33 protein-coding genes are annotated in these 23,309 nt (G+C 70.4%); 12 read left to right on the top strand and 21 right to left on the bottom strand.

The window, feature by feature from the left end:
• Window positions 1-110: 110 nt before the first annotated feature.
• The 13 genes from CLV43_RS38020 to CLV43_RS37970 all read right to left on the bottom strand — a co-directional run bounded on the left by CLV43_RS38020 (window position 111) and on the right by CLV43_RS37970 (window position 6,386).
• Window positions 111-383: a hypothetical protein gene (locus CLV43_RS38020; protein WP_146175069.1), complete on the bottom strand. Its 273-nt coding sequence runs from the start codon at window positions 381-383 to the stop codon at window positions 111-113.
• A complete protein-coding gene (locus CLV43_RS47375; RefSeq protein ID WP_146175068.1) occupies window positions 380-1,156 on the bottom strand; it encodes a hypothetical protein in 777 nt (258 codons plus the stop codon). The genes CLV43_RS38020 and CLV43_RS47375 overlap by 4 nt, the downstream gene beginning before the upstream one ends.
• 46 nt (window positions 1,157-1,202) lie before the next feature.
• Window positions 1,203-1,730, bottom strand: a complete 528-nt coding sequence (locus tag CLV43_RS38015) for a helix-turn-helix domain-containing protein (protein ID WP_106193783.1) — start codon at window positions 1,728-1,730, stop codon at window positions 1,203-1,205.
• A complete protein-coding gene (locus CLV43_RS47370) occupies window positions 1,727-2,083 on the bottom strand; it encodes an HNH endonuclease (RefSeq protein ID WP_146175067.1) in 357 nt (118 codons plus the stop codon). Before CLV43_RS47370 ends, CLV43_RS38015 begins: the two co-directional genes overlap by 4 nt.
• Window positions 2,080-2,565 carry a hypothetical protein gene (locus tag CLV43_RS38005; protein WP_146175066.1) on the bottom strand — a complete coding sequence of 162 codons (486 nt, stop codon included), beginning with the start codon at window positions 2,563-2,565 and terminating at the stop codon, window positions 2,080-2,082. The genes CLV43_RS47370 and CLV43_RS38005 overlap by 4 nt, the downstream gene beginning before the upstream one ends.
• Entirely contained in the window at window positions 2,562-3,020 is a 459-nt protein-coding gene (locus tag CLV43_RS38000; protein WP_106193779.1) for an RNA methyltransferase, read from the bottom strand. Before CLV43_RS38000 ends, CLV43_RS38005 begins: the two co-directional genes overlap by 4 nt.
• The gene (locus CLV43_RS37995; RefSeq protein ID WP_106193777.1) at window positions 3,017-3,376 is read right to left on the bottom strand and encodes a hypothetical protein; all 360 of its coding nucleotides are present in this window, start codon (window positions 3,374-3,376) and stop codon (window positions 3,017-3,019) included. The genes CLV43_RS38000 and CLV43_RS37995 overlap by 4 nt, the downstream gene beginning before the upstream one ends.
• On the bottom strand, window positions 3,373-4,554 hold the full coding sequence (locus CLV43_RS37990; protein WP_106193775.1) for a hypothetical protein: 1,182 nt from the start codon (window positions 4,552-4,554) through the stop codon (window positions 3,373-3,375). The genes CLV43_RS37995 and CLV43_RS37990 overlap by 4 nt, the downstream gene beginning before the upstream one ends.
• Window positions 4,551-5,213 (bottom strand): hypothetical protein, encoded by a 663-nt coding sequence (locus CLV43_RS37985; RefSeq protein ID WP_106193773.1) that lies wholly within the window; start codon window positions 5,211-5,213, stop codon window positions 4,551-4,553. Before CLV43_RS37985 ends, CLV43_RS37990 begins: the two co-directional genes overlap by 4 nt.
• Entirely contained in the window at window positions 5,210-5,455 is a 246-nt protein-coding gene (locus CLV43_RS37980) for a globin family protein (protein WP_106193771.1), read from the bottom strand. The genes CLV43_RS37985 and CLV43_RS37980 overlap by 4 nt, the downstream gene beginning before the upstream one ends.
• A gap of 249 nt (window positions 5,456-5,704) precedes the next feature.
• A complete protein-coding gene (locus CLV43_RS48150; protein ID WP_170156194.1) occupies window positions 5,705-5,863 on the bottom strand; it encodes a hypothetical protein in 159 nt (52 codons plus the stop codon).
• Window positions 5,860-6,135 carry a helix-turn-helix domain-containing protein gene (locus CLV43_RS37975; protein ID WP_106193769.1) on the bottom strand — a complete coding sequence of 92 codons (276 nt, stop codon included), beginning with the start codon at window positions 6,133-6,135 and terminating at the stop codon, window positions 5,860-5,862. Before CLV43_RS37975 ends, CLV43_RS48150 begins: the two co-directional genes overlap by 4 nt.
• Window positions 6,132-6,386 carry a helix-turn-helix domain-containing protein gene (locus tag CLV43_RS37970; protein WP_106193767.1) on the bottom strand — a complete coding sequence of 85 codons (255 nt, stop codon included), beginning with the start codon at window positions 6,384-6,386 and terminating at the stop codon, window positions 6,132-6,134. The genes CLV43_RS37975 and CLV43_RS37970 overlap by 4 nt, the downstream gene beginning before the upstream one ends.
• A 235-nt stretch (window positions 6,387-6,621) precedes the next feature.
• Here CLV43_RS37970 and CLV43_RS37965 point away from each other — a divergent pair, with 235 nt between their 5' ends.
• The 3 genes from CLV43_RS37965 to CLV43_RS37955 all read left to right on the top strand — a co-directional run bounded on the left by CLV43_RS37965 (window position 6,622) and on the right by CLV43_RS37955 (window position 8,884).
• Entirely contained in the window at window positions 6,622-7,071 is a 450-nt protein-coding gene (locus CLV43_RS37965; RefSeq protein ID WP_170156193.1) for a helix-turn-helix domain-containing protein, read from the top strand.
• Between the two features lie 158 nt (window positions 7,072-7,229).
• Window positions 7,230-7,652, top strand: a complete 423-nt coding sequence (locus CLV43_RS37960; protein ID WP_146175065.1) for a hypothetical protein — start codon at window positions 7,230-7,232, stop codon at window positions 7,650-7,652.
• Entirely contained in the window at window positions 7,652-8,884 is a 1,233-nt protein-coding gene (locus CLV43_RS37955) for a tyrosine-type recombinase/integrase (protein WP_106193762.1), read from the top strand. The genes CLV43_RS37960 and CLV43_RS37955 overlap by 1 nt, the downstream gene beginning before the upstream one ends.
• 313 nt (window positions 8,885-9,197) lie before the next feature.
• Here CLV43_RS37955 and CLV43_RS37950 read toward each other — a convergent pair whose 3' ends face one another.
• Window positions 9,198-9,821, bottom strand: coding sequence for a nucleotidyltransferase domain-containing protein (locus tag CLV43_RS37950; protein WP_106193761.1), 624 nt, complete (start codon window positions 9,819-9,821; stop codon window positions 9,198-9,200).
• 74 nt (window positions 9,822-9,895) lie between these two features.
• Here CLV43_RS37950 and CLV43_RS37945 point away from each other — a divergent pair, with 74 nt between their 5' ends.
• Entirely contained in the window at window positions 9,896-10,837 is a 942-nt protein-coding gene (locus CLV43_RS37945) for an endonuclease/exonuclease/phosphatase family protein (protein ID WP_170156192.1), read from the top strand.
• Here CLV43_RS37945 and CLV43_RS37940 read toward each other — a convergent pair.
• Window positions 10,834-11,583: an ABC transporter permease gene (locus CLV43_RS37940; protein ID WP_106193759.1), complete on the bottom strand. Its 750-nt coding sequence runs from the start codon at window positions 11,581-11,583 to the stop codon at window positions 10,834-10,836. The genes CLV43_RS37945 and CLV43_RS37940 overlap by 4 nt on opposite strands.
• Window positions 11,580-12,524, bottom strand: coding sequence for an ABC transporter ATP-binding protein (locus CLV43_RS37935; RefSeq protein ID WP_106193757.1), 945 nt, complete (start codon window positions 12,522-12,524; stop codon window positions 11,580-11,582). The genes CLV43_RS37940 and CLV43_RS37935 overlap by 4 nt, the downstream gene beginning before the upstream one ends.
• A gap of 128 nt (window positions 12,525-12,652) precedes the next feature.
• Between CLV43_RS37935 and CLV43_RS37930 the strand changes: the two genes are divergently transcribed.
• The 3 genes from CLV43_RS37930 (at window position 12,653) to CLV43_RS37920 (ending at window position 14,577) form a co-directional block, all read left to right on the top strand.
• Window positions 12,653-13,081 (top strand): MarR family winged helix-turn-helix transcriptional regulator, encoded by a 429-nt coding sequence (locus CLV43_RS37930; RefSeq protein WP_106193755.1) that lies wholly within the window; start codon window positions 12,653-12,655, stop codon window positions 13,079-13,081.
• Window positions 13,082-13,148: 67 nt separating this feature from the next.
• Entirely contained in the window at window positions 13,149-13,988 is an 840-nt protein-coding gene (locus CLV43_RS37925; protein WP_211304750.1) for an aldo/keto reductase, read from the top strand.
• Window positions 13,989-14,013: 25 nt separating this feature from the next.
• Window positions 14,014-14,577, top strand: coding sequence for a TetR/AcrR family transcriptional regulator (locus CLV43_RS37920; protein ID WP_106193751.1), 564 nt, complete (start codon window positions 14,014-14,016; stop codon window positions 14,575-14,577).
• Window positions 14,578-14,763: 186 nt separating this feature from the next.
• Here CLV43_RS37920 and CLV43_RS47365 read toward each other — a convergent pair whose 3' ends face one another.
• Entirely contained in the window at window positions 14,764-15,744 is a 981-nt protein-coding gene (locus CLV43_RS47365; RefSeq protein ID WP_146175064.1) for a hypothetical protein, read from the bottom strand.
• A gap of 111 nt (window positions 15,745-15,855) precedes the next feature.
• Entirely contained in the window at window positions 15,856-16,416 is a 561-nt protein-coding gene (locus CLV43_RS37905) for a TetR/AcrR family transcriptional regulator (protein WP_106193745.1), read from the bottom strand.
• 23 nt (window positions 16,417-16,439) lie between these two features.
• Here CLV43_RS37905 and CLV43_RS37900 point away from each other — a divergent pair, with 23 nt between their 5' ends.
• Both CLV43_RS37900 and CLV43_RS37895 read left to right on the top strand, forming a co-directional pair.
• A complete protein-coding gene (locus CLV43_RS37900; protein ID WP_106194016.1) occupies window positions 16,440-16,886 on the top strand; it encodes an SRPBCC family protein in 447 nt (148 codons plus the stop codon).
• Window positions 16,887-16,957: 71 nt separating this feature from the next.
• Window positions 16,958-17,611 carry a DedA family protein gene (locus CLV43_RS37895; protein ID WP_106193744.1) on the top strand — a complete coding sequence of 218 codons (654 nt, stop codon included), beginning with the start codon at window positions 16,958-16,960 and terminating at the stop codon, window positions 17,609-17,611.
• Here the strand turns inward: CLV43_RS37895 and CLV43_RS37890 are convergent.
• The 3 genes from CLV43_RS37890 to CLV43_RS37880 are packed head-to-tail and all read right to left on the bottom strand — an operon-like array spanning window position 17,596 to window position 20,346.
• Window positions 17,596-18,234: a response regulator transcription factor gene (locus CLV43_RS37890; RefSeq protein WP_170156191.1), complete on the bottom strand. Its 639-nt coding sequence runs from the start codon at window positions 18,232-18,234 to the stop codon at window positions 17,596-17,598. The two genes, CLV43_RS37895 and CLV43_RS37890, sit on opposite strands and share 16 nt — an antisense overlap.
• The gene (locus CLV43_RS37885) at window positions 18,225-19,295 is read right to left on the bottom strand and encodes a sensor histidine kinase (protein ID WP_106193742.1); all 1,071 of its coding nucleotides are present in this window, start codon (window positions 19,293-19,295) and stop codon (window positions 18,225-18,227) included. The genes CLV43_RS37890 and CLV43_RS37885 overlap by 10 nt, the downstream gene beginning before the upstream one ends.
• A gap of 4 nt (window positions 19,296-19,299) precedes the next feature.
• On the bottom strand, window positions 19,300-20,346 hold the full coding sequence (locus tag CLV43_RS37880; RefSeq protein ID WP_106193740.1) for an NAD(P)-binding domain-containing protein: 1,047 nt from the start codon (window positions 20,344-20,346) through the stop codon (window positions 19,300-19,302).
• 94 nt (window positions 20,347-20,440) lie between these two features.
• Between CLV43_RS37880 and CLV43_RS37875 the strand changes: the two genes are divergently transcribed.
• The 3 genes from CLV43_RS37875 (at window position 20,441) to CLV43_RS37865 (ending at window position 23,308) form a co-directional block, all read left to right on the top strand.
• The gene (locus CLV43_RS37875) at window positions 20,441-21,346 is read left to right on the top strand and encodes a serine hydrolase (protein WP_245887277.1); all 906 of its coding nucleotides are present in this window, start codon (window positions 20,441-20,443) and stop codon (window positions 21,344-21,346) included.
• Window positions 21,347-21,403: 57 nt separating this feature from the next.
• Window positions 21,404-22,411: an LLM class flavin-dependent oxidoreductase gene (locus CLV43_RS37870; protein ID WP_106193737.1), complete on the top strand. Its 1,008-nt coding sequence runs from the start codon at window positions 21,404-21,406 to the stop codon at window positions 22,409-22,411.
• A 348-nt stretch (window positions 22,412-22,759) separates the two neighbouring features.
• Window positions 22,760-23,308 carry a hypothetical protein gene (locus CLV43_RS37865; protein WP_106193735.1) on the top strand — a complete coding sequence of 183 codons (549 nt, stop codon included), beginning with the start codon at window positions 22,760-22,762 and terminating at the stop codon, window positions 23,306-23,308.
• Window position 23,309: the final 1 nt, after the last annotated feature.

Genomic DNA, 23,309 nt, shown 5'->3' with positions numbered 1-23,309 from the left:
CTCGGAGAGCGGCCACAGTTCGGCGTCGTCCGGGTAGCAGTTCGGGTGCCGGTCGAGTCCCTCCACCGGGATCCGGCGGCCGCCGCACACCCGGCAGATCCGTCGGGGTGTCATCCGCTGCTCTGCTGCGGGCGGCGTCCGGACCAGTCGAACGGTGTCTCCTCGGGCCCGCGGATCTGCCGCTGGAGTTCGGCGCGCCGTACCTCCGGGTCGAGGTGGGGCTTGCAGACCAGGCAGGGCTCGGGGTTGTCGACGTCCCGGCTTCCGATCCAGCCGTCGTTGCACGCGTGCTGGTCCAGGTCATCGGGGTTGCCGTAGCGGTCGGGCATGGGCGCGCACCTCCTCGGGTGCAGGTAGTGGACGGTCGCTAAGCGCTCGTTCATGACGCGACCCCTAGGGCGTCGCGGCGGCACAGCGCGCAGCGCGGCGTGCCGTCCTCGTAGGCACCGCCGGCCAAGCCGTGCGGCCTGCACTTCACGGTCGAGGGGGAAATCGTCTTGGCCCTTGGTGCGCGTCGCGCGTGCTGTGGTTGCGCTGGGTCAAGATCAGGTGTTGGTCTCTTAGGTGGTTGGTCCTTGGTAGTCGGACATCCAGGTGTCCGGTCAATCGACTCGAAATGTCCTGTCAATCGATCCGTAACGACGTCAGATGTCGTGTCATTCGGGTTATCCACAGGGGATTGACCGGACATCTGGATGTCTCCTGAAACGGAGTTGTTGCCCTCCAAGGGGCTTCCTGTTTCACCGGACACCTGGGTGTCCGGTGAAACAGGAAGCTCCGTCTGCTTCCCGCGTGACACGACACGACCGTCGGGGTCGAGCAGCGTCACCCGGTCGAGCAGATCCGACGGCAGGGTGAGCTGGTAGACGGCGGTCTTCCCTTCGCCACCCCGACCACCGCCGCGGGATACCTGGTTCAGCAGCCCGAGGTCACGGAGCTTCTTCACCAGGCGCCCTACGTTCCGTTCGGTGTCGCCGGTCCACGCGCCGAGGAGCGGGTACCCCGGCTTGACGCGGGAGCCGTCCGCGTCCGCTGTCGTGGCCAGGAGCAGCGCGACGAGCTTGAGCGCCTTCGGCATCTCGATCCGCCTCACGACGCGTTCCCAGTTGAACCGCCCTTCGGGGATCAACTCGACCTCTTCCGGCTCCGGCGCCACTCACTCGCCTCCTTCCATGCGTTGGGGTGTGGGAAAACGCGCTCGTTCAGGCCGCTTGGCTGGGGTCACCGCGCCTCCCGTGGCGGTTCACCGTGCGCTCGGTGACGCCGACCATGCGGACGACCTCGGATACCGATGTGCCCTTCGCTCGCAGCCGGCGGATGGCTTCCTGCGCGTCGACCCGGCGCAGCCTCAGGTCCCCGCGGTGGCCGTCCATGACCCGCTGCACCGTCGCCTCGTCGACCTCGGCCGCTGCCTTCCGCGCGGCGCGTGTCGTCGGCCGCTCGCTCTCCCGCGCGTTCGGCGCCATGCGCACGGGCGCCAGGTTCCGTACCCATCCGAGGGTCTGCTCGCAGGTCGCGTTCGGGTCGACCATCGCGGCGAGGATCGTGATGACCGCGACTGCGGGGTCCACGTCGTCCGGTCGGTGGTCGAGTTCGAACGCTCCGCGGAGCGCCTCAAGGAGCGCTTCCGGGCCGTCGTCGTGTACCGCAGCCACGATGTTCGTGACGTGCGGCAGCAGGAGTGCCGCGTACCGCCCCTTGGTGGGGGCGCTCGCGTCGAATGTGCTCACGCTGCACCTCGCACTGTGGAGAGGCAGCCGTCGTCGTCGAGGAAGACGAGGGCGTGCCCGAGGGTGATGGTGTGGATGCGGGTCGGCACGTCGATCGGGTCCGTCTGGCCGGGCGGGACCAGCCAGCCCTCGGCCTCCGCCCTGGTCGGGTGCTGGTGCAGGTAGCCGTGGCAGCCGGTCGCGTTGCCCATGCCGCACACGTCGAGCCCGTTGCTTGGCGCCCACAGGCCGCCTTGCCCTTGGGCGAGGCGATGCGACCAGTTGGTGGCGCGGCCTTCGCACCACGGGCTTTTCACCTCGCACAAGCCCGCGCTGCGCTCCCGCACCAACTTGCGGGCCAGGGTCACGTTCACGACGTCACCCCGATCCGCCGGGCGGCCTGCATCGCGCCGGTGGTGAACCGGTGCACAGGAAGCGGGATGAGCTCTCCGTGCTTGCGGTGGAACCTGAGCGAGGTCTCGTAGGCCGAGGTGACGGGGTGCACCGGGGCCATGAAGTACATCGGCCTCTTCGCCGTGAGCGCGGCCAACGCCAGGATCTGCTCCCAGGTGGGATAGAGGCGGCCTGCTTCCCAGTCGTCCACTGCTGGCTCGCGGACACCGCACGCCGCGTCGACCTCGGACCCGTGCAGGCCGAGCGCATCTAGGGCGATGGTGATGTGCGCCGGGATGACGAGTCCCATCGCCCACTTCTCGCGGGCCCGCTCGTCGTCGACTCGTCGAGTCTCGACGTCGATCTCACGCCGCCGCACGATTCGGCCGACGCGCTGCCGTACTTCGCGTTCGCTGAGGCGTTCACCGGCCTTGCCCCAGCGCCTTCCGTCGGTTCGGGTCATGTCGCCGCTCCCCGTTGCCGGTCGGCGTACCGGTCGCTCATCACCAGCGAGCCCGCGACCGCCACGTTCAGCGACCACGCCTGAGGGGTGGGCACCTGCACCAGGTGATGGCAGCGCTGCAGCACGGCGGGCGGGAGACCGTGGTCCTCCGCGCCGAGCAGGTAGAGCGCGCGCAGCGGGTGGGCGAACTCGGGCAAGGGGACGGCTCGCTCGTCCAACTCGACACCGACCAACGGGCACCCCGTCGGCAGGTGCGCGAGCAGGTCCTCCAGGTCCGCGTAGTGGTGCAGCGGCACGCTGAGCGGGGCCTTGCACGTGTCGGAGGCCTGCGGCTGGTAGCGCCTGCCGACCGTGGCCAGGAACGCGGCCTCGAAGGTTGCCGCCGAGCGCCACAGCGTGCCGACGTTGTCCTCGGTGCGCGGGTGGTAGACGGCCACCCCGTAGTAGCCCCTCACACCAGCACCCCCGACGCGAACCACCGGTTGGTGGTCGGAGCGTGGTCGGGGACCTGCACGTGCACGGCGTTCGCCTGGTGGACGACGTTGGCCGTGGCTTCCGCGAGCGACCGGAGGCAGTCATCGATTGCGGCCGCAGTGACCAGCTGCTCGGCGCGCCGCGCCGTGAGGCGCCGCTGGGCGGCGCGCTCACGGTCGTCGGTCGCCTCGGTCGCACGGTCAGCCGGGTTCATCCGGCCGACCTCGACGTTGGTCGTGCACTCCGCGCAGCACAGGCAGTCCGAGGCCTCGTGGTGGCCGCTGCAGCACGCGGTGACCTTCCGCCCGTCGCCCGGTATTGCCAGCGCGCTGCTCACGCCGCACCGACTTCGGCGTGCGGGCAGATCGCAGTCCCAGTCGTTGTGACGTGCAGCGCAGCGGTGTTCGCCAAGGTGCGCAGGGAGTACGGGTCACGGGTGGTGATGCCCAGCGCTTCCTTGTCCTGGTCGGACAGGAAGCCGAGCACGTCCCGGTCGAGTGCGTCCCCGACGTCGGTCAACATGCGTTGCGTCAGGCCCGGCACCAGCTTCCGGTCCGAGATCGTTCGCCAGGCGTCGGTGAAGTGCAGGACGCGCTCTGCCTCGGACGGCAGTGGGTCGCCCGCCTTCTCCGGATCGGCTGGCGGACTCGGCACCGGCCGGGGCCGCGGGCGCTCGGCGGCGTGGACGAGGCGTACCGGAGGCCGCTCGCCGGGCATGACCTGGTCGGCGTCGAAGGTGCGTACCTCGGGAGCGCGGGTCTTGGCGTTACAGCCTGCCCACTCCCAGATCAGGCGTTCCAGCGTGAACTCGGGTCGCAGCGCTGCGCGCTCCTGCTTCGTCAGCCTGTGGTAGTTGGCAGCGGTGAACGACAGGATTTCGGGGTGGTCGTCACGGGTCAGCCGCACCCAGGCGGTGCAGTCGAACTCGAGCTGGTCCTTCGCGTGGAGTACCCACCGGCCGTGGTCCTTCAGTTGCTCGCGGGCGGTGAGCACCACGGGGCCGGGCCAGGTCAGGATCTTGCCCATGAGCTGGCGGTGGCGGCGGCCGAAGAGCATCCACAGGTCGGGGTCGATGTCGACAGGGACTTCGGAGGAGTAGGCGGCGTCCGGGTCGAGGCCGCGGTTGGTGAGGTTCACGCCTTCGCGGCGGCGCGCGCGACGGTCGGCGGTGTCGGAGAGCATCGACCACTCGGCGCTCATCGTCGTGACGACGAGCGCGCTCGGCAGTCCGGCCTCGGCGGCGGCGTGGGCTTCGTCCCACGCTGCGCTGAGCTGCTCGTAGAGGTCGAGCCAAGTGCCGTCGTGGACGATGATGTCGAAGTCGGCGCCGGGGACCGCCGCGTAGACGTCGGCGTTCACGTCGGCACCGATCTCCAGCCAGTAACTCGCGACCAGTCGCGGGTCGGCGGTCAGCTTGGCGGCCATCCACGCGGCGTCGGTGCCCGCTTCGCCGGACAGGAGGATGCGTGGCCAGGTGCTGGTTCTGTTGGGGCGTCTGGTCTTCAGCGTCGTCATTCCTCACCGCCGTCGACCTTGGCGATGACGTTGCCGTCCGCGTCGATGACGCCCGCGATCAGCAGGTCGTCGATCAGTGAGGCGTTCCGGAAGGTGACGCTGATCTTCGGGGTGCTCACGAACACCTCGATACCGGGAGGCGCGTCCTCGCCGACCTCCCCGCCGAAACCTGCCGCCGTGCGGGCGTGGCCGGACCTCAGCTCCAACTCGCGGAACACGTGCTCGGGGACGACCTCCTCCTCCTCGATGAGGTAGGGCGCGAAGGTCTTCAGGATGTTGAGCACGTCCTCGTCGTTGCCGAGGATCTTGGTCCGCTTCTCGACCTTGTCCGCGTAGTTCTCCCGAACCCACTCCTCGACTGCGGCCTGGTCGACCACCGTGGCGGTGTAGGTCGCCTTGGAGACGGTGACCTGGGCGATCTCCTGGTCGGGCCGCAGTGGGTTCCCCGCCATCTGGGTCGCCCCCCGGCCCAACACCTTCGCGACCGCTGCCTTGGACGCGGTCTCGGCCTTGGTCGCCTGCTTGGCGCGGAAGTGGTTCACAGCGAGCTTCAGCAGCACGGCGTTCAGGTCGGCCGCGAGAGCCGCCCCCGTGGCGACCTCGCTGTGGTCGCCGGATGCGGTGAGGTCGGTGTTGTTGTCCTGCATGGCGGTGCTCACGCAACGCCTCCTGTCTGCGTGGTGGCGGCGTTGGCAACGCGGTTCCAGTAGGCGCGGACGTCGGCGTCGATGGCCGCCAACTCCTCGTCCGTGGGGTCGTAGAACGCGTAGTTCCAGCGGGCGGTCTTGTGGCGGCTGACCAGTTCATCGATGACGGCGGCGAGTCCGGCGGTCAGGTGCTCGACCTGGGCGCGGAGTTCGTCCACATCGGACTTTGTGGACTGCGGGAGCACGGTGGTCACGAGGCCACCTGCTGTCCGCGCTGGCTGCCGTCGTGGCGGGTGTGCCCGTTCTCCGGCTTGATGCCGAGGCACAGGACGTCGAGCTTGGCGGGGTCGTCCATGCGGTGCCGTCCGCTCGCGTTCGCGGGGGCGCTGCTGTTTGTGGGACCCTGAGGCTGTTGCACGGGAGCGTTCCCTCCTGTGGACGTGGGCCGTTCGGTCCGCGCCGGGCTCAATCCGGTGCGGGTTCGGGCGGCCCGTTTTTTGTGACTAGGCGGTGATGTCGGGCCGACGGCCGTAGAAGGCGACGCACGGGTCAGCGATCGCGGCGCGCAGCTTCTCGTTCTCCGTGGACTCCCACGGCAGAACCAGTTGCAGGTCGACGCGGGCCTGAGCGGCGCAGATCGCGCGCAGTTCGGACTCGGTCATGCCGCACCTCGGCGCTTCACTCCCTGCAGGCGCTGACACCCGCACGCCGCAGCCTGCTGCTGCTTGTTCTGACCGCGCATCCAGGCGTCCACGGCGTCGATGTGGAATCTGCGGTGTCCGCGCTGCGCGGGCTGGTGGCTGTGCAGTTCGCCGCTCGAGGCGGCCCGCCGGATCGTCACGTTGTGGCGACGAGAGCGGGCGGCGACGTCGGCGGTGTTCAGCCAGGTGCGCCGGTCGGTGGTCGCCAGCTCGGCCGGGCTCGCGGGGCTCACGCTGCAACCTTCTGTCCAGTGCGGCGGCGCTGGACGCTGGACGCGGCGGGCACGACAAAGAGGCTTCCGGTGCTCACGTTCAGCACCGTCTCAATGCGGCGCGCCACCTCGGGGTCGCAGTACTTCTGCTTGCCGGTGCGAAGACGGTCGATCGTGGAGGGTCCACGGTCGACCGCCCTGGCGAGCGCTCGGACACTGACCTTGCGCTCCGTCATCCAGTACGTGAGCGCGTCGTTCGCTATGAGGTGCACCCAGGCCTCCCTTCAGGCGGCAGTTTTCGGGGTTGGCCTTACTCCACTGAGACTAGACACGTGTCCCGCGTGACAGCAACAAGTAGCGGGACACTGGACGGTCACGAGTTGGTTACGCCACCTCCGTAGTGCAGGTTTGGCGAACTTCAGTCACGACAAGGTAACTAAACGTGGGACACTTCCCCTTGCTGTCCCGCGTATCGGCCTTCCCGCCGTGATCAAAGGGGTTCTGTACGTGAGCGAGTTGACCGACTTTCTGAACGCCGCGAAGGACAAGAATGGCCTGTCGCTCCGCCAAATTGCGGACGCCGCCAATGTGTCCCCGACCACTGTCCAGAACCTCCTGAACGGTGTTACCAAGCGGCCCGACGAGCAGACGGTCCGCGCGGTAGCCGACGCCCTCAGGATCTCCGGCGATCGCGCGGTCGAACTAGCGGGCGTCCAGAAGCCAGAGCCCTTCCTCCTGCCGGTCGAAGCCGACCGACTCGACCCGGGCGAGCGGAAGGTCATCGTCCACATGGTGCGCCAGCTGCTGATCTCCGGAGGAAAGCTCTCCACCGGCGACGACGCGAGCGGCGAGCTGGGGGCGTCCGTCACCGAGCTCCGCCCCGGTACGGCGACTGGCGAGCGCCCCCGCGTCCGAAGGGCCGCACGATTGCGGCCCCGCCCCCCTCATGACGAGTAGCATGGAATAACTCCAATATTCAACTATTGGGCGGTTAACCCACATGGCGCAGTAGACGTGTTAGCACTTGTACGCCTTGATGCCCCAGGCGTGTGACTACCGACCAGTAAAATCATCACGCTGCTAACAAATTCCAGGCCGGAAGCGCATGGGTGCGCATGACCTCTGCCGCCCATACCGCAGTGCTTGTCCACCTCCTGGCGCTCCTCGACACCGTTCCGTACCTCGTCATCCGCAGAGCCCAGACAGCCCCCGGCGAACTGGGGACTGTCGACTTCGACGAGAACCTCGTGACCGTGTCCGCTGAGGCAGATCTGCCGGAGTTCGTCGTCACGCTCATGCACGAAGTCCGACACCTGCGCCGCGGCCCCTGCTACGAGGGTGACGAGGAGGTCGACGAAGCCGTCGTGGTCGACGAGACCACTCGACTGCTGGTGCCCGACGAGGCCCTCCCCGAGGACCTGGACACCGTCGACCCCCGCAAGCTTGCGGCCGCGCTTGGCATCGACGTCCAAACTGCTCGCCACGCCATCGCGCTCGCACGACAGGACAGGACCTCAACGATCGGGAAGGTGGCCTGATGCCCTGGAAAGAGCAGCTCAAGTCCAAGCGGTTCCGCGGCGGATACCGTGACTGGCAAGGCAAAAAATGTTACGTCGAAGGCACGTTCGACACGGCCGCCGAGGCCATACGCGAGGCGGGGGCCGCCGAGAAGGCGCAACGGCTTCCCGGAGCACGGCACCCGAAGGCAGGCCGGGTGAAGTACGGCGAGTGGTTCGCGACGTGGATCGACTCGCACGGGATCGCCACGTCCACCGAGCGGGAGTATCGCTCGAACGCGAACCTCCACATCCTCCCTTACTGGGAGGATGTGGACTTGGACCAGATCAACATGACCAATGGGAAGACGTGGGTCAAGGCGCTCCAGGATCCGGAGAGCCGTCACAATAAATTGTGGACCGCAAAAGAATCGAAGCGCTCACCGTGGACAATTCGAGTGGCCGTTCAGATTTTTTGTGCAAGCCTCAATGCCGCAACACCTCCGCACGACAACAAGCTTTCCGTAAACCCTGTAAAAGGATTGAAGTGGCCCGACCTTCCGGAGGGTTTGGATCGCTTTCTTACACCTACCGAAGTAGAATCCATTACCCATTTCATGGATCCGCTTGCGGCTTTGATCGTGTGGACAGCGGTGTCGTCAGGGCTTCGGGTCGGCGAATTAGCCGGACTGCACACGAGTCGAATCGATTTCGAACGCAACGGCATCAATGTGATCGAGCAATTTGACCAGAAGGGCCTTGTCATGAAGGCGGTACCGAAGGACAAGGAGAGGAGATACGTCCCGCTGCCATCCGATGTCGCTGGGCTGCTGCGCCAGCATGTGGCCACTCTGCCGAAGGCGAGGACGTGCGGGGTCGAGCACACGGCTGGCCGCTGCCCAGGCGGGAGCCTGGTGTTCCGAGGGCCGCGTGGGGGAGTACTGAAGTCGGACCCGTTCGGCCGCGGACCATGGCGGCGCGCTCTGGCCGATGCGGAGATCGAGGGCCGCGTCCGGCTTCACGACCTCCGCCACACATTCGCCTCCTGGCTGATCCAGAACGGCGTGAGCATGGCCGAGTTGGCCCGAGCGATGGGGCACTCGTCCTGGGAAGTGAGTCGGCGGTATGCGCACCTGGCGGACGCCGGATTCGACACCGTCCGCGACGCGATCGCACTGAACACGACCGGTGCTCGTGGGGCAAGTCGTGGGACAAAGTCCCGCTACACCGCACAACACCCCGCTACATCAGGAAGTACTGAAATTGCCAGCTGACCAGCCAAAACAGTCCTTCCGCTACGCCCCGCTACACCTCGCTACACTGGTCGCGACTAGGTCCGTGCCAGTGAGAGTTCGAGTCTCTCCGGCCCCATCCGCCCGAGGTGGCCGCACGCCGTCGATCACGCGATCGACGCCGTGCGGCCGTCCTGGCGGCCTCCGGGAGCCGCGGCCCGCTCTACGATCAGCCCGCAGCTGCCCGCCGCGCCCGCTCGACCAACGCCAGCCCGACCTGCCCGCTTGACCTCTTCCGCCGTCACCGACGTGTGGCTGCAGCCCGACTTCGTCGTCGCACGATCGCGTCCGCACGTCAGCCCTTCTCCTTCCGCAGCCGCCCGGCCAGCCAGGACCGGTTCCCGGCGACGGTGAGACCTTCGTCGAGCACGTCGCGCAACACCGGTTCGTCGACACCCCGAGCCTCCACCTCGGCCGCGGTGAACTGGAGCGGCCGGGGGTCGTTTCCAGTCCACCGGCCGACGTCGGCAACCAGGTGGGCGACCTGGGCGTCCCACAGGTCGTCGTCCGCGTCGTCCGGGCGGACCAAGAGGAGGTCGAGGTCGCTGTCCACCGTCATCGTCCCGCGAGCGGCGGAGCCGAACACGGCGGCGTACACGGGCGGAACCGGCCAAGACTCCAGGCGTTCTTCCAGTCGGGCCAGGAAGGTCTCCAGGAGGCGGGCGAGGCCGATGATGTGCTGGGCGGCGAGGTGGTCGTGGTTGAGCCGGTGGAGGAAGGCGTTGCCCGCCTTCTCCACGTGCACGACACCTTGCCTGGCCAGGCGCCGCAACACCTTTCGGACGCCCTCCTCCGAGTGGTGCCCCAGGACCCGTCGCAACTGCCCCGCCGTGAACGCCGTGTCGACCTTCGCGAGCACGGCCAAGACCTCGCCGTCGAGGGTCGGGGTGACCGTCGCCAACGGTTTGTTCAGTTCCACACGTACCTCCAACCACCAACTATAGTGGGCACTCCCCCACTATAGTTGGGGCAACCCTCGAAACGGAGCACCCCATGGCAGTCGCCGATCCGCCCCGGCGGCGTGTCCGGTCCGTCGCCCGAGTCGTCGGCGCGGTCGTCCTGGTCTGCACGGCGGTGCTGACGATCATCCGGTTGACCGGTCTCGACGACGGGACGGTGTTGGCGTTGGTGGTGGTCGGGGTGCCGGTGGCGGCTGTGGTCGGGGTGGTGGTGGCCGGGGTGCTGGCGGTGGTGCGGGCGTGGTGGTCGGCGGGGTTGGCGGTCGGGTTGGTGGTGGTGCAGCTGGTGGTGCTGGCGCCGCGGTTCGTGGCCGACGAGGTGGCGCCCGAGGGAACGGCGCGGGTGCGGGTGGCGACGATCAACTCGCACGTCGGGCAGGTGGACCCGAAGGCGCTGGTGGAGTTCGCGCGGTCGGAGCGGGTGGACGTGCTGGCGGTGGAGGAGCTGCCGCCGGGAGCCGTCGAAGGGCTGGACGACGCGGGGTTGCGGGAGCTGATGCCGTACCGGGAGCTGAGGCCGTGGGACGACTCGTCGCTGTACTCGCGCACACCGCTGACCGGCGGTGGTCCGCTCGACGCGGCGACGACGTGGCCGCAGACGACGGCGACGGTCGCGGTGGGCGGGAAACCCGTGCGGGTGGTGGCCGTGCACACCTACTACCCCGCCGGCGACGTGGACCTGTGGACGCGGGACCTGGCGGCACTCAGGTCCGTGGCGGGTGAGGACGTGGTGGTGCTGGGCGACTTCAACGCGACCCTCGACCACGCGTCGATGCGGGACCTGCTCGCGGCGGGCCTGGTCGACACCCACGCCGAGGTCGGGCGGGGGTGGGCGCCGACCTGGCCCTCCGCCCTGCCGGTGGTCCAGCTCGACCACGTGCTGCACGGCCACGGGCTCGTGGGCGTGTCGGCGACCGAGCGCACGCTGCCCGGCTCGGACCACCGGCTGGTGTTCGCCGAGCTGGCCCTGCGCTAGGCGACGCGCCGCATCGCGCGGGCACCGACGAGCACGCCGACCACGGCGAACGCGACCGCGCTGACCAGGCCGCCGAGCACCGCGGAGCCCGCGACGTCACCGGCGAACAGCGCGCGCTCGGCCTCGACGACGTAGGTCAACGGGTTCAGCCGGGACAGCAGGCGCATCCACGACGGCGCGGTGTCGATCGGCAGCAGCACACCGGAGAGCATCAGCAGCGGGAACATCAGCGTCTGCTGCACGACGTAGAACATCGGCTCCTGCTTGCGCGCCACGACCGCCAGCGCGCAGGAGAACGCGCCGAGCCCGACGCCGACCACGGACAGCAGCAGCATCGCCACGAGGGCGCCGACGAGGTGCAGCCGGAAGCCGAAGGGCAGCACCACAACGATGATCAGCGTCGACTGGGCGAGCAGCAGCACCGACTCCTTCAGCGTGCGCCCCACCAGCATCGCGGCCCGGCTGACCGGGGTGACGAGCATCCGGTCCAGCGAGCCGCCGGACATCTCCGCCAGCAGCAGGTACCCGGCCGACACCGTGCCGGACAGCCCCATCATGATCAGCGTGCCCGGCACGAACCACTGCCACGAGGCGCCGTCACCCCAGGTCAGGCCGGACAGCAGCGAACCGAACACGACCAGGAACACCACCGGCTGTGCCATCCCGAAGACGAGCCCGACCGGGTTGCGCAGGGTGGGGCGGACCTCCCTGGTGAACACGATCCCGGTCTCCGCCACGAGCCTCACGCGGCCACCTCCCGCAGGCTGCGGCCGGTCAGCGCGAGGAACACGTCGTCGAGCGTGGGCCGCCGGACCTCGGCCGTCCACACGTCCACCGTGGCCGCGTCCAGCGCGCGCAGCAGCACCGGCAGGACCGCGGAGCCGTCGGGAACCCGCAGCCGGACCTCGTTCCCGTCGACCACCACCTCGCGGGCGAGCGGGACCCGGTCGGCGATCCGCGCGGTCCTGACCGGGTCGTCGGTGGTCACGGTGAGGTGGTCGCCCGCGAGGTCCGCCTTCAGCCGTCGCGCGGTGTCGTCGGCGATGATCCGGCCGTGGTCGATCACCACGACCCGCTCGGCCCTCGCGTCGGCCTCCTCCAGGTAGTGGGTGGTGAGGAAGACCGTCGTGCCGGACGCGCGCAGCCGCAGGATGTGCTCCCACAGGTTCGCCCGGTTCTGCGGGTCCAGGCCGGACGACGGCTCGTCCAGGAACAGCAGCTCAGGCCGGTGCACCATCCCCAGCGCGATGTCGAGCCGCCGCCGCTGGCCGCCGGACAGCGTGCCCGCGGGCCGGTCGGCGAGGTCGGCCAGCTCCATCGTGTCGAGCAGCTCGTCGGCCCGCCGCCGCGACTCGGCGGCGTCGAACCCGTAGCACCGGCCCTGCGTCACCAGCTCGTCGCGGACCCGGAAGTACGGGCCCGCGCCGTTGCCCTGGCCGACGTAGCCGATCCGGCGGCGCACCGCGGCCGGGTCCGCGCGCACGTCGTGGCCCGCGATCCGCGCCTCACCGGAAGTCGGCGCGAGCAATGTCGTCAGCATCCGCAGCGACGTGGACTTGCCGGCCCCGTTCGGGCCGAGGAATGCGACCAGCTCGCCTTCCGCCACCTCGAGGTCGAGCCCCCGCACCGCCTCCACTATTCGCCGTTTGACCTTGAAATGCCTGGTCAACCCCCGTGTGCTGATCAACTCTTCCTCCTGGTTCCGGGCATGCGCCAGCCGCGCCGGAGAGGGCGCCGACTGGCTTGCGGGTGCGAAAGCCCGAGCAGAATAGGGCCGAAATCACGCCAACTGTCAGGGTGCCTGACAATCGGCGAATGCGTCCGTCGATCCCGTACCTGCTCGCCTACGCCCACACGATCGCGTCGCGGACCGCCGACGCCGAACTGCGGCCGCTCGGACTGACCGTCCGCCAGTTCGGGCTGCTGGCGCAGCTGCGCGACGAGCCCGAGCTGACCACCTCCGAGCTAGCCCGCCAGCTCGGCGTGACCCGGCAGTCGCTGCACCAGATGACCGGCGAGCTGGAACGGGCGGGGCACCTGGTCCGCGAGCCCGGCGCGTCCGGCCGCACGCGCAGGCTGGTGCTCACGCCGAGCGCCGAACGGCTGCTGGTCGCGGCGCACGGCCCGCTGGCGCGCGCGGAGGCGGAGTTCCTGCGCGGGACGTCGGCACGGGAGGCCGAGGCCCTGCGCACGTTGCTGCGCCGGGTGCTGGCGCGCGCTACCGACGACGAGGCGTGGCTCTAGGCATGGCGGCGGACGGCGAACAGGGCTAAAGTGAACTGTACGTTCAGTTTACTTTTTGGAGGACAGTGTGACCAGCACGTTCACCATCGGCGGCGACCTCGAAGTCACCCGCCTCGGCTACGGCGCCATGCAGCTCCCCGGCAAGGGCGTGTGGGGCGAGTCCCCCGACCCCGACAACGCGGTCGCCGTGCTGCGCCGCGCGGTCGAGCTGGGCGTCACGCTCATCGACACCGCCGACGCCTACGGCCCGTTCACCGCGGACCTGCTCATCAAGAAGGCGCTGCACCCGTACGCGGACAACCTCGTCATCGCGACCAAGGTCGGCTTCACCCGGCAGGGCCCGAACCAGTGGATCCCGGTCGGCCGCCCCGAGTACCTGCGCCAGCAGACCGAGCTGAGCCTGCGCCACCTCGGCCTGGAGCGCGTCGACCTCATGCAGCTGCACCGCATCGACCCGAAGGTGCCGCTGGCCGACCAGATCGGCGAGCTGGCGAAGCTCCAGCAGGAGGGCAAGATCCGGCACATCGGGCTCAGCGAGGTGTCCGTCGACGAGGTGAAGGCCGCGAGCGAGTTCGCGACGATCGTGTCGGTGCAGAACCTCTACAACCTCGCCAAGCGCGACGCCGACCCGCTGCTGGACTACAGCGAGGCCAACGGGATCGGCTTCATCCCGTGGTTCCCGCTCGCGACCGGCAAGCTCGCCAGGGAGGGCGGCCCGCTGGACACCGCCGCCAAGGAGCACGACGCGACCCCGTCGCAGCTCGCGCTGGCGTGGCTGCTCAAGCGCTCCCCCGTGGTGCTGCCCATCCCCGGCACGTCGTCCGTCCAGCACCTGGAGGACAACATGGCCGCCGCGTCCATCGAGCTCACGGCCGAGGAGTTCGACGCGCTGAGCAAGGCGGCGTGACCGTGGCGTCGGACAGCGCGGTCTGATGCGCCCGCAGAGCCTGCGGGCCCGCGAGTCGGTGCTCGCGGCCACCTGCGCGCTGCTCCACGAGGGCGGCCTGCCCGCGGCGACGGTCGACGCGATCAGCGCCCGGTCGGGGGTCAGCAAGGCGACCATCTACAAGCACTGGCCCAGCCGCACGGCCGTCGCCGCCGAGGCGTTCGGGGCCGAGATGGCGCACGCCGTCCCGTCGCCGGACACCGGCAGCGCGGCGGGCGACCTGGCCGAGCAGGTCCGCCGGGTCAGCGAGTTCTACGCGAGCCCCGCCGGGACCACGTTCGCGCAGCTGCTGGCGGCGTGCGTGACCGACCCGGCGGGGGCGCCGTACTTCCGCGAGTTCTTCCTGGCCGGGCGCCGGGAGGCCGTCGCGCTGCTGTGGCGACGCGCGCTGGAGCGCGGCGAGGTGGACGACGAGGTCGACGTGGAGACGGCGATCGACATGCTGTTCGGACCGTTGATCTTCCGCCTGCTCAGCGGCCACGCGCCGCTGAGCCGGGAGGAGGCGGACGCCATCACGACGGCCGCGCTCCACGGGCTGCTGGCGCGCTAGGGCGTGTGTCGAAGTCTCGTTCGATGGGAGTCGCGCCTGAGGTGGTTCCTGGCGGTGCGGCCGACTGGCCCGCATACCGCTGTTGTATGCGGGCCAGTCGGCCGTGCCCCCAGGGGCCGCCTCAGGCCCGGCTACCGCGAACACGGACTTCGACACACGCCCTAGACGCGGAACACGCCCTGGCGGCTACTCGCAGCCGATGCCGTCCTTGTCGTTGTCCAGCTTGTAGATGTCGGTCCCGATCACGGTGACGGGTCCCCGGACGTACGCGGGCCCGTCGCCGCTGCCGCCCTGGCAGTCCACGTCGGTGGCGATCGGCACGCAGCCCGAGTAGTTCGGGTCGCACGTCGGCTGCGGCGCGGGCTGCTGCACCGGGGCGGGCGCGGGGACCGGCGCGGGCGGCGGCGCGGCGGCGGTCTGCTGGGTCGTCGTCACGACGGGCGGCGCGGTCGTCGTCGTGGTCGTCGTGGTGGTGGTCGTGGTCGTGGTGGTCGCCGACGTCGTGGTCGGCTTCACCGTGGTGGTGACCGCCTTCGCGGCGGCGGTCGTCGTGGCGGCGGCACTGGTCGCGCCGAGCTGGGCGGCGGTGGTCGTCGACGGCGACCTGTCGTCGCCGGAGTTGGCGATCGCGGCGATGAAGAACACGCCGACCACGGCCGCGGCGATCCACGCGGGGCGGTGCGTCGCGAACGGGCCGCGGCGCTGCGGGGCGGCCGGGAACTGCGCGACCGGGGCCATCGGAGCCTGGCCGGGCGCCATCGGGACGGGCGCCACGACCGCGGGGGCGGGCATCGGGAGCACGCCGTCCTCGTGGCGGGGCATCCGCAGGAAGACCTCCAGCCCCTTGGCGCCGCGTTCGACCGTCGCCTCGCAGCCGGGACGGCCGCCGCGAGCGGTGATCTGGGCGACGGCTCCCGCGTAGCGCAACGACATCAGGTGCGTCAGCTCGCCGACGCGCTCGCCGTCGAGGCGGACCTCGATGGCGGGCTGCCCCCGGTACTTGCCGGAGCCGATCGTGCACCACGCCAACTCCACGGCGACGTGCCGCTGTTCCCCCGTGGCCACGGGGTAGCGGGCCAGCGCGGTCTGGTGGTGCTCCTCGCGGGTGACGGTGACCGTCACCTCGGCAGCCAACTTCTCCAGACCGGCGGACGAGTTCTCGACCACGACGCACTCCAGACGCTGAAACGGTTGTTGGCCAGAGCATCGGAGGGGCGCGCCACCCGTTACCACCGGATACGAACCGGTCACGACCGCCCGGTAGGGGTAACGGGAGCGTCAGTCCGACGATCGTCCGAGGAGCGCCAGGAACTCCTCCATGGCGGCGTTCACCGCGTCGAGGTCGTTGGTGGCGACCAGGTCCAGCAGCAGGCCGCGGGACACGGCGAGGCCGAGGCGGGCCCGTGCGCGGGCGACGTCGAGCGGCAGTCCGGCGCGGTGCTCGTAGGCCGCGAGCGGGTCGACCCACGCCTCGACGATCCCGTCGAGCAGCGCCGTCGTCCCCGGCCTGCCCTGCACGGCTTGGCCGTACAGCTCGAAGAACAGCCGTTCGTGTGCGCGCAGCGCCGGGTCGGTGAGGTGCTTCCAGAACCGGCGGGCGAGCTGTTCCGGAGTGCTGTCGCGGTCTGCGGTGAGCTCGGCCAGCGCCTGCCGCTGGTTCTCCTCGACGGCGCGGACGACGGCGACGAGCAGGCCCTCCTTGGAGCCGAAGTGGTAGTTGAGCATGCGGTGGCTGGTGCCGACCGCCGCGGCGATCGACCGCAGGCTCAGGTCCGCGACGCCGTGCGCGGCGACGTGCTCGATCACGGCGGCGAGCAGGCGATCCCCTTGTCCCGGCATGTACCAGATGGTACATGTACCACATGGTACAGAGAGTGGACGCCACCGCCGAGACGACCGCGAGTCCGGAACGGGTGTACGCGCTGGTGCGGGACGGGGCCACGTGGCCGTCGTGGTCGACGTTGGACTCCTTCGAGCTGGAACGGCCGGGCGAGACCGAGCGCGAGGGCGTCGGCGCGATCCGGGTGTTCCGCACGAACCGGTTCCCGAAGCCGGTCGTGAGCCGCGAGGAGATCATCGAGCTGGTGCCCGACCGCAGGCTCGGGTACGCGCTGCTGTCCGGTCTCGCGGTGCGCGACTACCGCGCCTACGTCGACCTCGAACCGGTCGGCGGGGGCACCAGGATCCGCTGGCACTCGTCGTTCCGGCCGGTCGTGCCGGGCACCGGGTGGCTCTACCGGCGGGCCCTCCAGCAGATCATGACCAGGTGCGCGCGCGGTTTGGCGGAGGCGGCCGCGGGTAACAGTTGAGGAGAACCACACCCCGGTCGTGTGGTCGTCCTCATGGTGGACGACGGGGTGCGATTCCTAGCTTGGAGGCCATGAACAGCCCCGTCACAGCCGTCGTCGAGTGGGTCACCGGGTTGATGACCACGCTCGGCGCCCCCGGTGCAGGCATCGCCATCGCCCTGGAGAACCTCTTCCCGCCCCTGCCCAGCGAGCTGTTCCTGCCGCTGGCCGGGTTCACCGCCAGTCGCGGCGGGATGAGCCTGGTGGCCGCGATCGCGTGGACCACGGCCGGATCCCTCGTCGGAGCCCTGGTGCTCTACCAGCTCGGCGCACTGCTGGGACGCGACCGGATCCGCGCCATCGCGGACCGGCTGCCGCTGGTGGACGTGTCCGATGTGGACCGCACCGAGGAGTGGTTCGCCAGGCACGGCACCAAGGCCGTGTTCTTCGGCCGGATGGTCCCGGTGTTCCGCAGCCTGATCTCCATCCCCGCGGGCATCGAGCGCATGCCCTTGCCGAGGTTCGTCGCGCTGACGACAGCGGGCAGCCTGGTCTGGAACACCGCCCTGATCATGGCCGGGTACCTGCTCGGCGAGCAGTGGCACCTGGTCGAGGAGTACCTGGGGCTCGTGTCGACCGCCGTCCTCGTGCTCATCGGGATCGCGCTCGCCTGGTTCGTGGTGTCCCGGCTGGCCCGGCGCGGACAGGACAGCCGGGACAGCCGGGACGGTCAGGACCCCAGGTAGCGCAGCACGGCCAGCACGCGCCTGCTGTAACCGTCCACAGCGGACAGTCCCAGCTTCTCGAACACGCCGTTCACGTGCTTCTCCACCGCGCTGCGCGAGATGTGCAGCCGCGCCGCGATGGTGGCGTTCGTGCAGCCCTCGGCCATGGCGGACAGCACGTCCCGCTCGCGCGGCGTGAGCCCACCGATCTCGCGGGTGGTGCGCGACAGCAACCTGCGCACCACCTCGGGGTCGAACGCCGCGCCGCCGTCGCCGACGCGGTGCAGGGCGTCGAGGAACTCGTCCACCCGCACGACCCGGTCCTTGAGCAGGTAGCCGACGCCGTCGGACGGCCCGGTGAGCAGGTCGACGGCGTACCGCTGCTCCACGTACTGCGACAGCACCAGCACGCCGACACCGGGCCAGCGGCGGCGGATCTCCAACGCCGCGTGCAGGCCCTCGTCGGTGTTCGTCGGGGGCATCCGCACGTCGGTCACCACGACGTCGGGCTGGTGCGCGGCAACCGCGTGCACCAGCGTCTTCGCGTCGCCCACCGCCGCGACGACCTCATGCCCCTCCTCGACGAGCAGCCGCACCAGGCCCTCGCGCAGCAGCGTCGAGTCCTCGGCCAGGATCACCCGCACGGCAGCTCCGCGATGATCGTGGTCGGCCCGCCCACCGGGCTGCTCACCGTGAACGTCCCGTCCAGCGCGGACACCCGCCGCGCCAACCCGGCCAGCCCTCCGCCCCCTGGGTCCGCTCCCCCGCGGCCGTCGTCCCGCACCAGCACGCGCACTCCCCCGTCGTCCCGCCTGATCCCCACGCTGATCCCGGTCGCACCGGAGTGCTTCGCCGCGTTCGTCACGGCCTCGCAGACCACGAAGTAGGCGGCCGTCTCCACGTGGCCGTCCAGCTCGCCGTCGACCCGGCAGTCGACGCGCACCGGGATCTCCGACCGGTCCGCCACGGCCGCCACCGCCTCGCCGAGCCCGAGCGAGTCGAGCGCCGTCGGGTACACCCGCCAGGCGACCTCGCGCAGGTCGTCCAGCACCCGCTCCGACTCCTCGTGCGCCTGGCGCAGCAGGTCCTCCGCCTTCGCCGGGTTGCGCCGCGCCCGGCCGAGCAGCATGCCCAGCGCCACCAACCGCTGCTGCACGCCGTCGTGCAGGTCGCGTTCGATGCGCCTGCGCTCCGCGTCCACGGCCTCCACGATCCCCGCCCGGCTCAGCGCCAGCTGCTCGACCCTCCGCCGCAGCAGCTCCCGCTCGCCAGGCCCGAGGAACCGGTGCGCCACCTTGCGCTCCAGCGCGACCACACCGGCGATCCCCTGCACCTCGACGTAGAGCAGCACGACACCGGCCAGCGCCGTCCAGCCGAGCTCCGGCAGGTTCGAGAGGTCCAGCCCACCGGTCACGAGCATCCAGGCGATCACCGCCGCCCAGTACAGGCCGTACCCGAGCCAGGCCAGCACCACACCGCCCAGCAGGCCGACCGGCGCCCGCACGGCCACGAACCGGCGGGCCTGGTGGTCGAGGGGCTCCGCGCTGTCCACACCGAGGAACACCAGCAGCCGTCGGCGTTCCAGCGCGGCGAGCCGGGTCACGACGCGGTCGGACGACCACGTGAACACCAGCAGCGGGAGCTCGACGAGCGCCGCGACGAAGCCGAGCGACAGCCCGACGAGCAGACGAACGGCTTTCCCCACCCGGTCAGACTAGTGCGGGCGCCAGCAGCTCCTTGATCTCGCGCACGGCGGCGCGGCCTGCCCTGGAGGCACCGACGGTGCTGGCCGACGGGCCGTAGCCGACCAGGTGGACGCGCGGGTCGGCGACCACGCGGGTGCCGTCGAGCTTGATGCCGCCGCCGGGACCGCGCAGGCGCAACGGGGCCAGGTGGTCGATGGCGGCGCGGAAGCCGGTGGCCCACAGGATCGCGTCGGCGCGCACCTCGCGGCCGTCGGCCCAGGCGACGCCGGTCGGGGTGATCCGGTCGAACATCGGCAGCCGGTCCAGCAGGCCCGCCTCCTGCGCCGCGCGCACCTCGGGCGTGCGGAAGAGGCCGGTGACGCTGACGACGCTGGCCGGTGGGCGGCCCGCGCGGACAGCCTCGTCGACCCGTGCGACCACGGCCCGGCCGATCTCGTGGGTGAACGGCTCGTCGGTGAACAGCGGCTCGCGGCGGGTCACCCAGGTGACGGTGGCGTGCCGGGCGATCTCCAGCTGGAGCTGGATCGCGGACGAGCCGCCGCCGACGACCACGACGTGCTGCCCGGCGAACTCCTCGGGACGCGCGTAGTCGGCGGTGTGCAGCTGGCGGCCGCGGAAGGTCTCCTGGCCGGGGTAGTGCGGCCAGAACGGGTGCGTCCACGTGCCGGTGGCGTTGACCAGCGCGCGGGCGGACCAGGTCTCGTCGGCGCTCTCGACCAGCAGCCTGCCGCCCTCGCCCTCGCGGACCGCGGTCACGCCCACCGGGCGGACGACGGCCAAGTCGTTGCGCCGCTCGAAGTCGGCGAAGTAGGCGGGCAGCACCTCGTTGGCGGGCGCGCTGTCGTCGACCACCTCGAACGGCATGCCCGGCAGGTCGTGGATGCCGTGCACGGTGGCCATCCGCAACGTCGGCCAGCGGTGCCGCCACGCGCCGCCGGGGCCCGCGTCGGCGTCCAGCACCACGTGCTCCAGCCCGGCCCGGCGCAGGAAGTACCCGCTGGACAAGCCCGCCTGCCCCGCACCGACCACCACGACGTCGACTTCGACCACATCCCGTGCAACGCACGCGCTCCGCGAGTGCTTCCGTCGCCCCGGTCACACCGGACGTGAGCGAAATGTCAGCGCCGGTCGCTAGGTTCGGCCCGTGAACAAGATCCGTTCCACAGCAACCGCCTTCGTCGCAGCAGCCGCGATGGCGGCGACCGCGGTGCTCCCCGCCAGTGCGCAGGAAGCACCGGCCGCTCCGCAGTCCGTGGTGTCCTCCGACGTCACGGTGGCGTTCGCGGTGTTCGACCGCGCGTCGAACCGCACCACGCTGCAGTACAACGAACACAAGAAGATCAGGTCCGCGTCGATCGTGAAGATCCTCATCGCGCTCGACTACTTCGAGACCTACGGGGCCGACACCGAGATCCCGGCGGCGGACCTCGCCCTGCTCCAGCCGATGCTGCGCTCCAGCGACGACAACGCCGCCAGCGAGCTCTGGGTCCGGCTGGGCTGGGAGAAGATCGTCGAACGCGCGGTCGTGCGGCTGCACCTGCACGACACCGCACCGCCGGTCAACGTGGGGTTCTGGGGGTACACGGCGCTCAGCGCGGCGGACGTCGTGACGATCTACCGGTACGTCCTCGACGAGGCGCACCCGAAGGTCCGCGACTTCGTCATGGGGAACCTGCACCAGGCGACGGCGTGCGCGACCGACGGGTTCGACCAGTCGTTCGGCATCCCGCGCGCGGTGCCGGGTGACGTCGCGTTCAAGCAGGGCTGGTCGCGGTTCGGCGACGTGCCGCCGCGGCCGTGCGTCGAGCCGAAGCCCAAGATCGCCAACGGGGCCGCGAAGGAGGGTCCGCTGTCCGAACGAGGGGTGTCGGCGGACCTCGACCTGACCAGTCCCGCGATGCACACCACCGGCACCTACGGCGGCCACGACCGCAAGATCATGGCCGTGCTGACGCTGGAGCCGGAGGGCACGACCTGGGACGAGTCCGCCCAGCGGATCACGCTGGTGACGGGCGCGGTGTACCTCGCCGAGCGCTTCATCTCGGGCTGAGCCTGTGACACCACGCACGGGCGGGAATTCCTCCGCCCGTGCGTGGTTGCTCGTTGTATGAGCAGACTCCGCGACGTCCCGCTGTCCGTACTAGACCTGGCCGTCATCGGCAGCGGCTCGGACGCGACCGCGGCGCTGCGGAACACGACCGAGCTCGCCCAGCGGGTGGAGCACCTCGGGTACCAGCGGTTCTGGCTGGCCGAGCACCACGGCATGCCCGGCGTCGCCAGCTCGTCGCCCGCCGTGCTCATCGGGCACGTCGCCTCGGCGACCAGCACGCTGCGCGTCGGCTCCGGCGGCGTGATGCTGCCCAACCACGCGCCGCTCGTCGTCGCGGAGCAGTTCGGCACGCTCACCGCCCTGCACCCCGGCCGCATCGACCTCGGCATCGGCCGCGCGCCCGGCACCGACCAGAAGACGGCCCGCGCGCTGCGCCGCTCCTCCGGCGTGATGTCCGCCGAGGACTTCCCGCAGCAGCTGACCGAGCTGATGGGGTACTTCGAGGGCACCGAGGACATCAGCGCCGTGCCCGCCCCCGGCAACAGGCCGCCGGTGTGGCTGCTCGGGTCCAGCGGCTACAGCGCCCAGGTCGCGGGCATCCTCGGCCTGCCGTTCGCGTTCGCCCACCACTTCAGCGCGGAGAACACGCTGCCCGCGCTGGCCCTGTACCGGCAGAACTTCAAGCCGTCCGCCGTGCTGAGCGAGCCCTACGCGATGATCTGCGCCGCCGTGATGGCCGCCGACACGATGGAGCACGCCCGGTGGATCTCCGGTCCGGCCGCGCTGTCGTTCCTGCGGCTGCGCAGCGGCAACCCCGGCCTGTTCCCCACGCCGGAGGAGGCCGCCGAGTACCCCTACAGCGACCTGGAGCGGATGTTCATCGAGGACAGGGCGTCGTCGATGGTCATCGGCGACCCGGAGACCGTGGACGCCGGGCTGGCCAAGCTGCTCGACGACACGCGGGCCGACGAGCTCATGATCACGACCATGGTGCACTCCAACGCCGACCGGATCCGGTCCTACGAGCTCATCAGCGAGCTGGCGGGTCATCCGGTCACCGTCTGATGTGAGGATTACTCAACTAACCCGAACGGGTGAATCCGCCAGAAGGGTGTAGCACCTGCCGCACGACGCGCGATGACCCCAGTGAGCGCGCACGCCCCCCGACGCGCTCACTTACTGGCGGACCTCCGGGTCCGTGGTGAAGCACCACATATCGGCCGCCGCCGCGATCGGCGTGGCCGGCGCCCCCAGTGGCGCCGACCACGCCGTCGGCGGCTGGTCATCACGTCTTGGCCACAGCCAGGCACCAGGTGCGAATCAAGGGGCCGAATCCGCACCGCACTCCCCAAAACACCGTCATGGTGGTGGCAGTCGCAGTCGCGCCCACCGCCGGGGCGGAAAGGGGAGTTCGTGAAGTTCGCCAAACTGGCCGTCGGCATCTGCCTGACCATGGCCGTGGCGGGATGTGCGGGCGCCCCCGATCTCGTCAGCGCGCCCGCCGCCCAGGCCAAGGAAACCCCAGCGTTGCGAGCCGGTGGTGTCGCCGACGCGCCCTCGGCCGCCCCGTACACCGCGTTCGGCGCGCAGCACGTGTGGACGACCGGGCTGTCGATCACCATCGGCCAGCCCCGGTCGCTGCAACCCAGCGAGACCGCGTTCCCGCAGGCGCCGCGCACGGCCGTGTTCACCGTGACGATCTCCAACGGCAGCAAGTCCGAGTACCACCCCGCGCAGCTCTCGGTGCACGCGGTGGTCGACGGCAAGCCCGCCCAGGAGGTCATCGACTCGGTGCAGGGCCTCAACGGCATCGGCGCCGCCGTGCGCGAGCTGCCCGCGGGCCGCGACACGACCGTCACGCTCGCGTTCGCCGTGCCCAAGGAAGCGGTGCACCTGCAGCTCACCGTCGAGCCCAACGCCGCCGACGCGGAACCCAGCGCGACCTTCGAGGGCCAGGCCTGAG

The organism is Umezawaea tangerina (assembly GCF_003002815.1).
GTDB lineage: Bacteria > Actinomycetota > Actinomycetes > Mycobacteriales > Pseudonocardiaceae > Umezawaea > Umezawaea tangerina.
The sequence above is the reverse complement of the archived record's forward strand: the minus strand, read 5'-3'. Positions and strand labels throughout refer to the sequence as shown.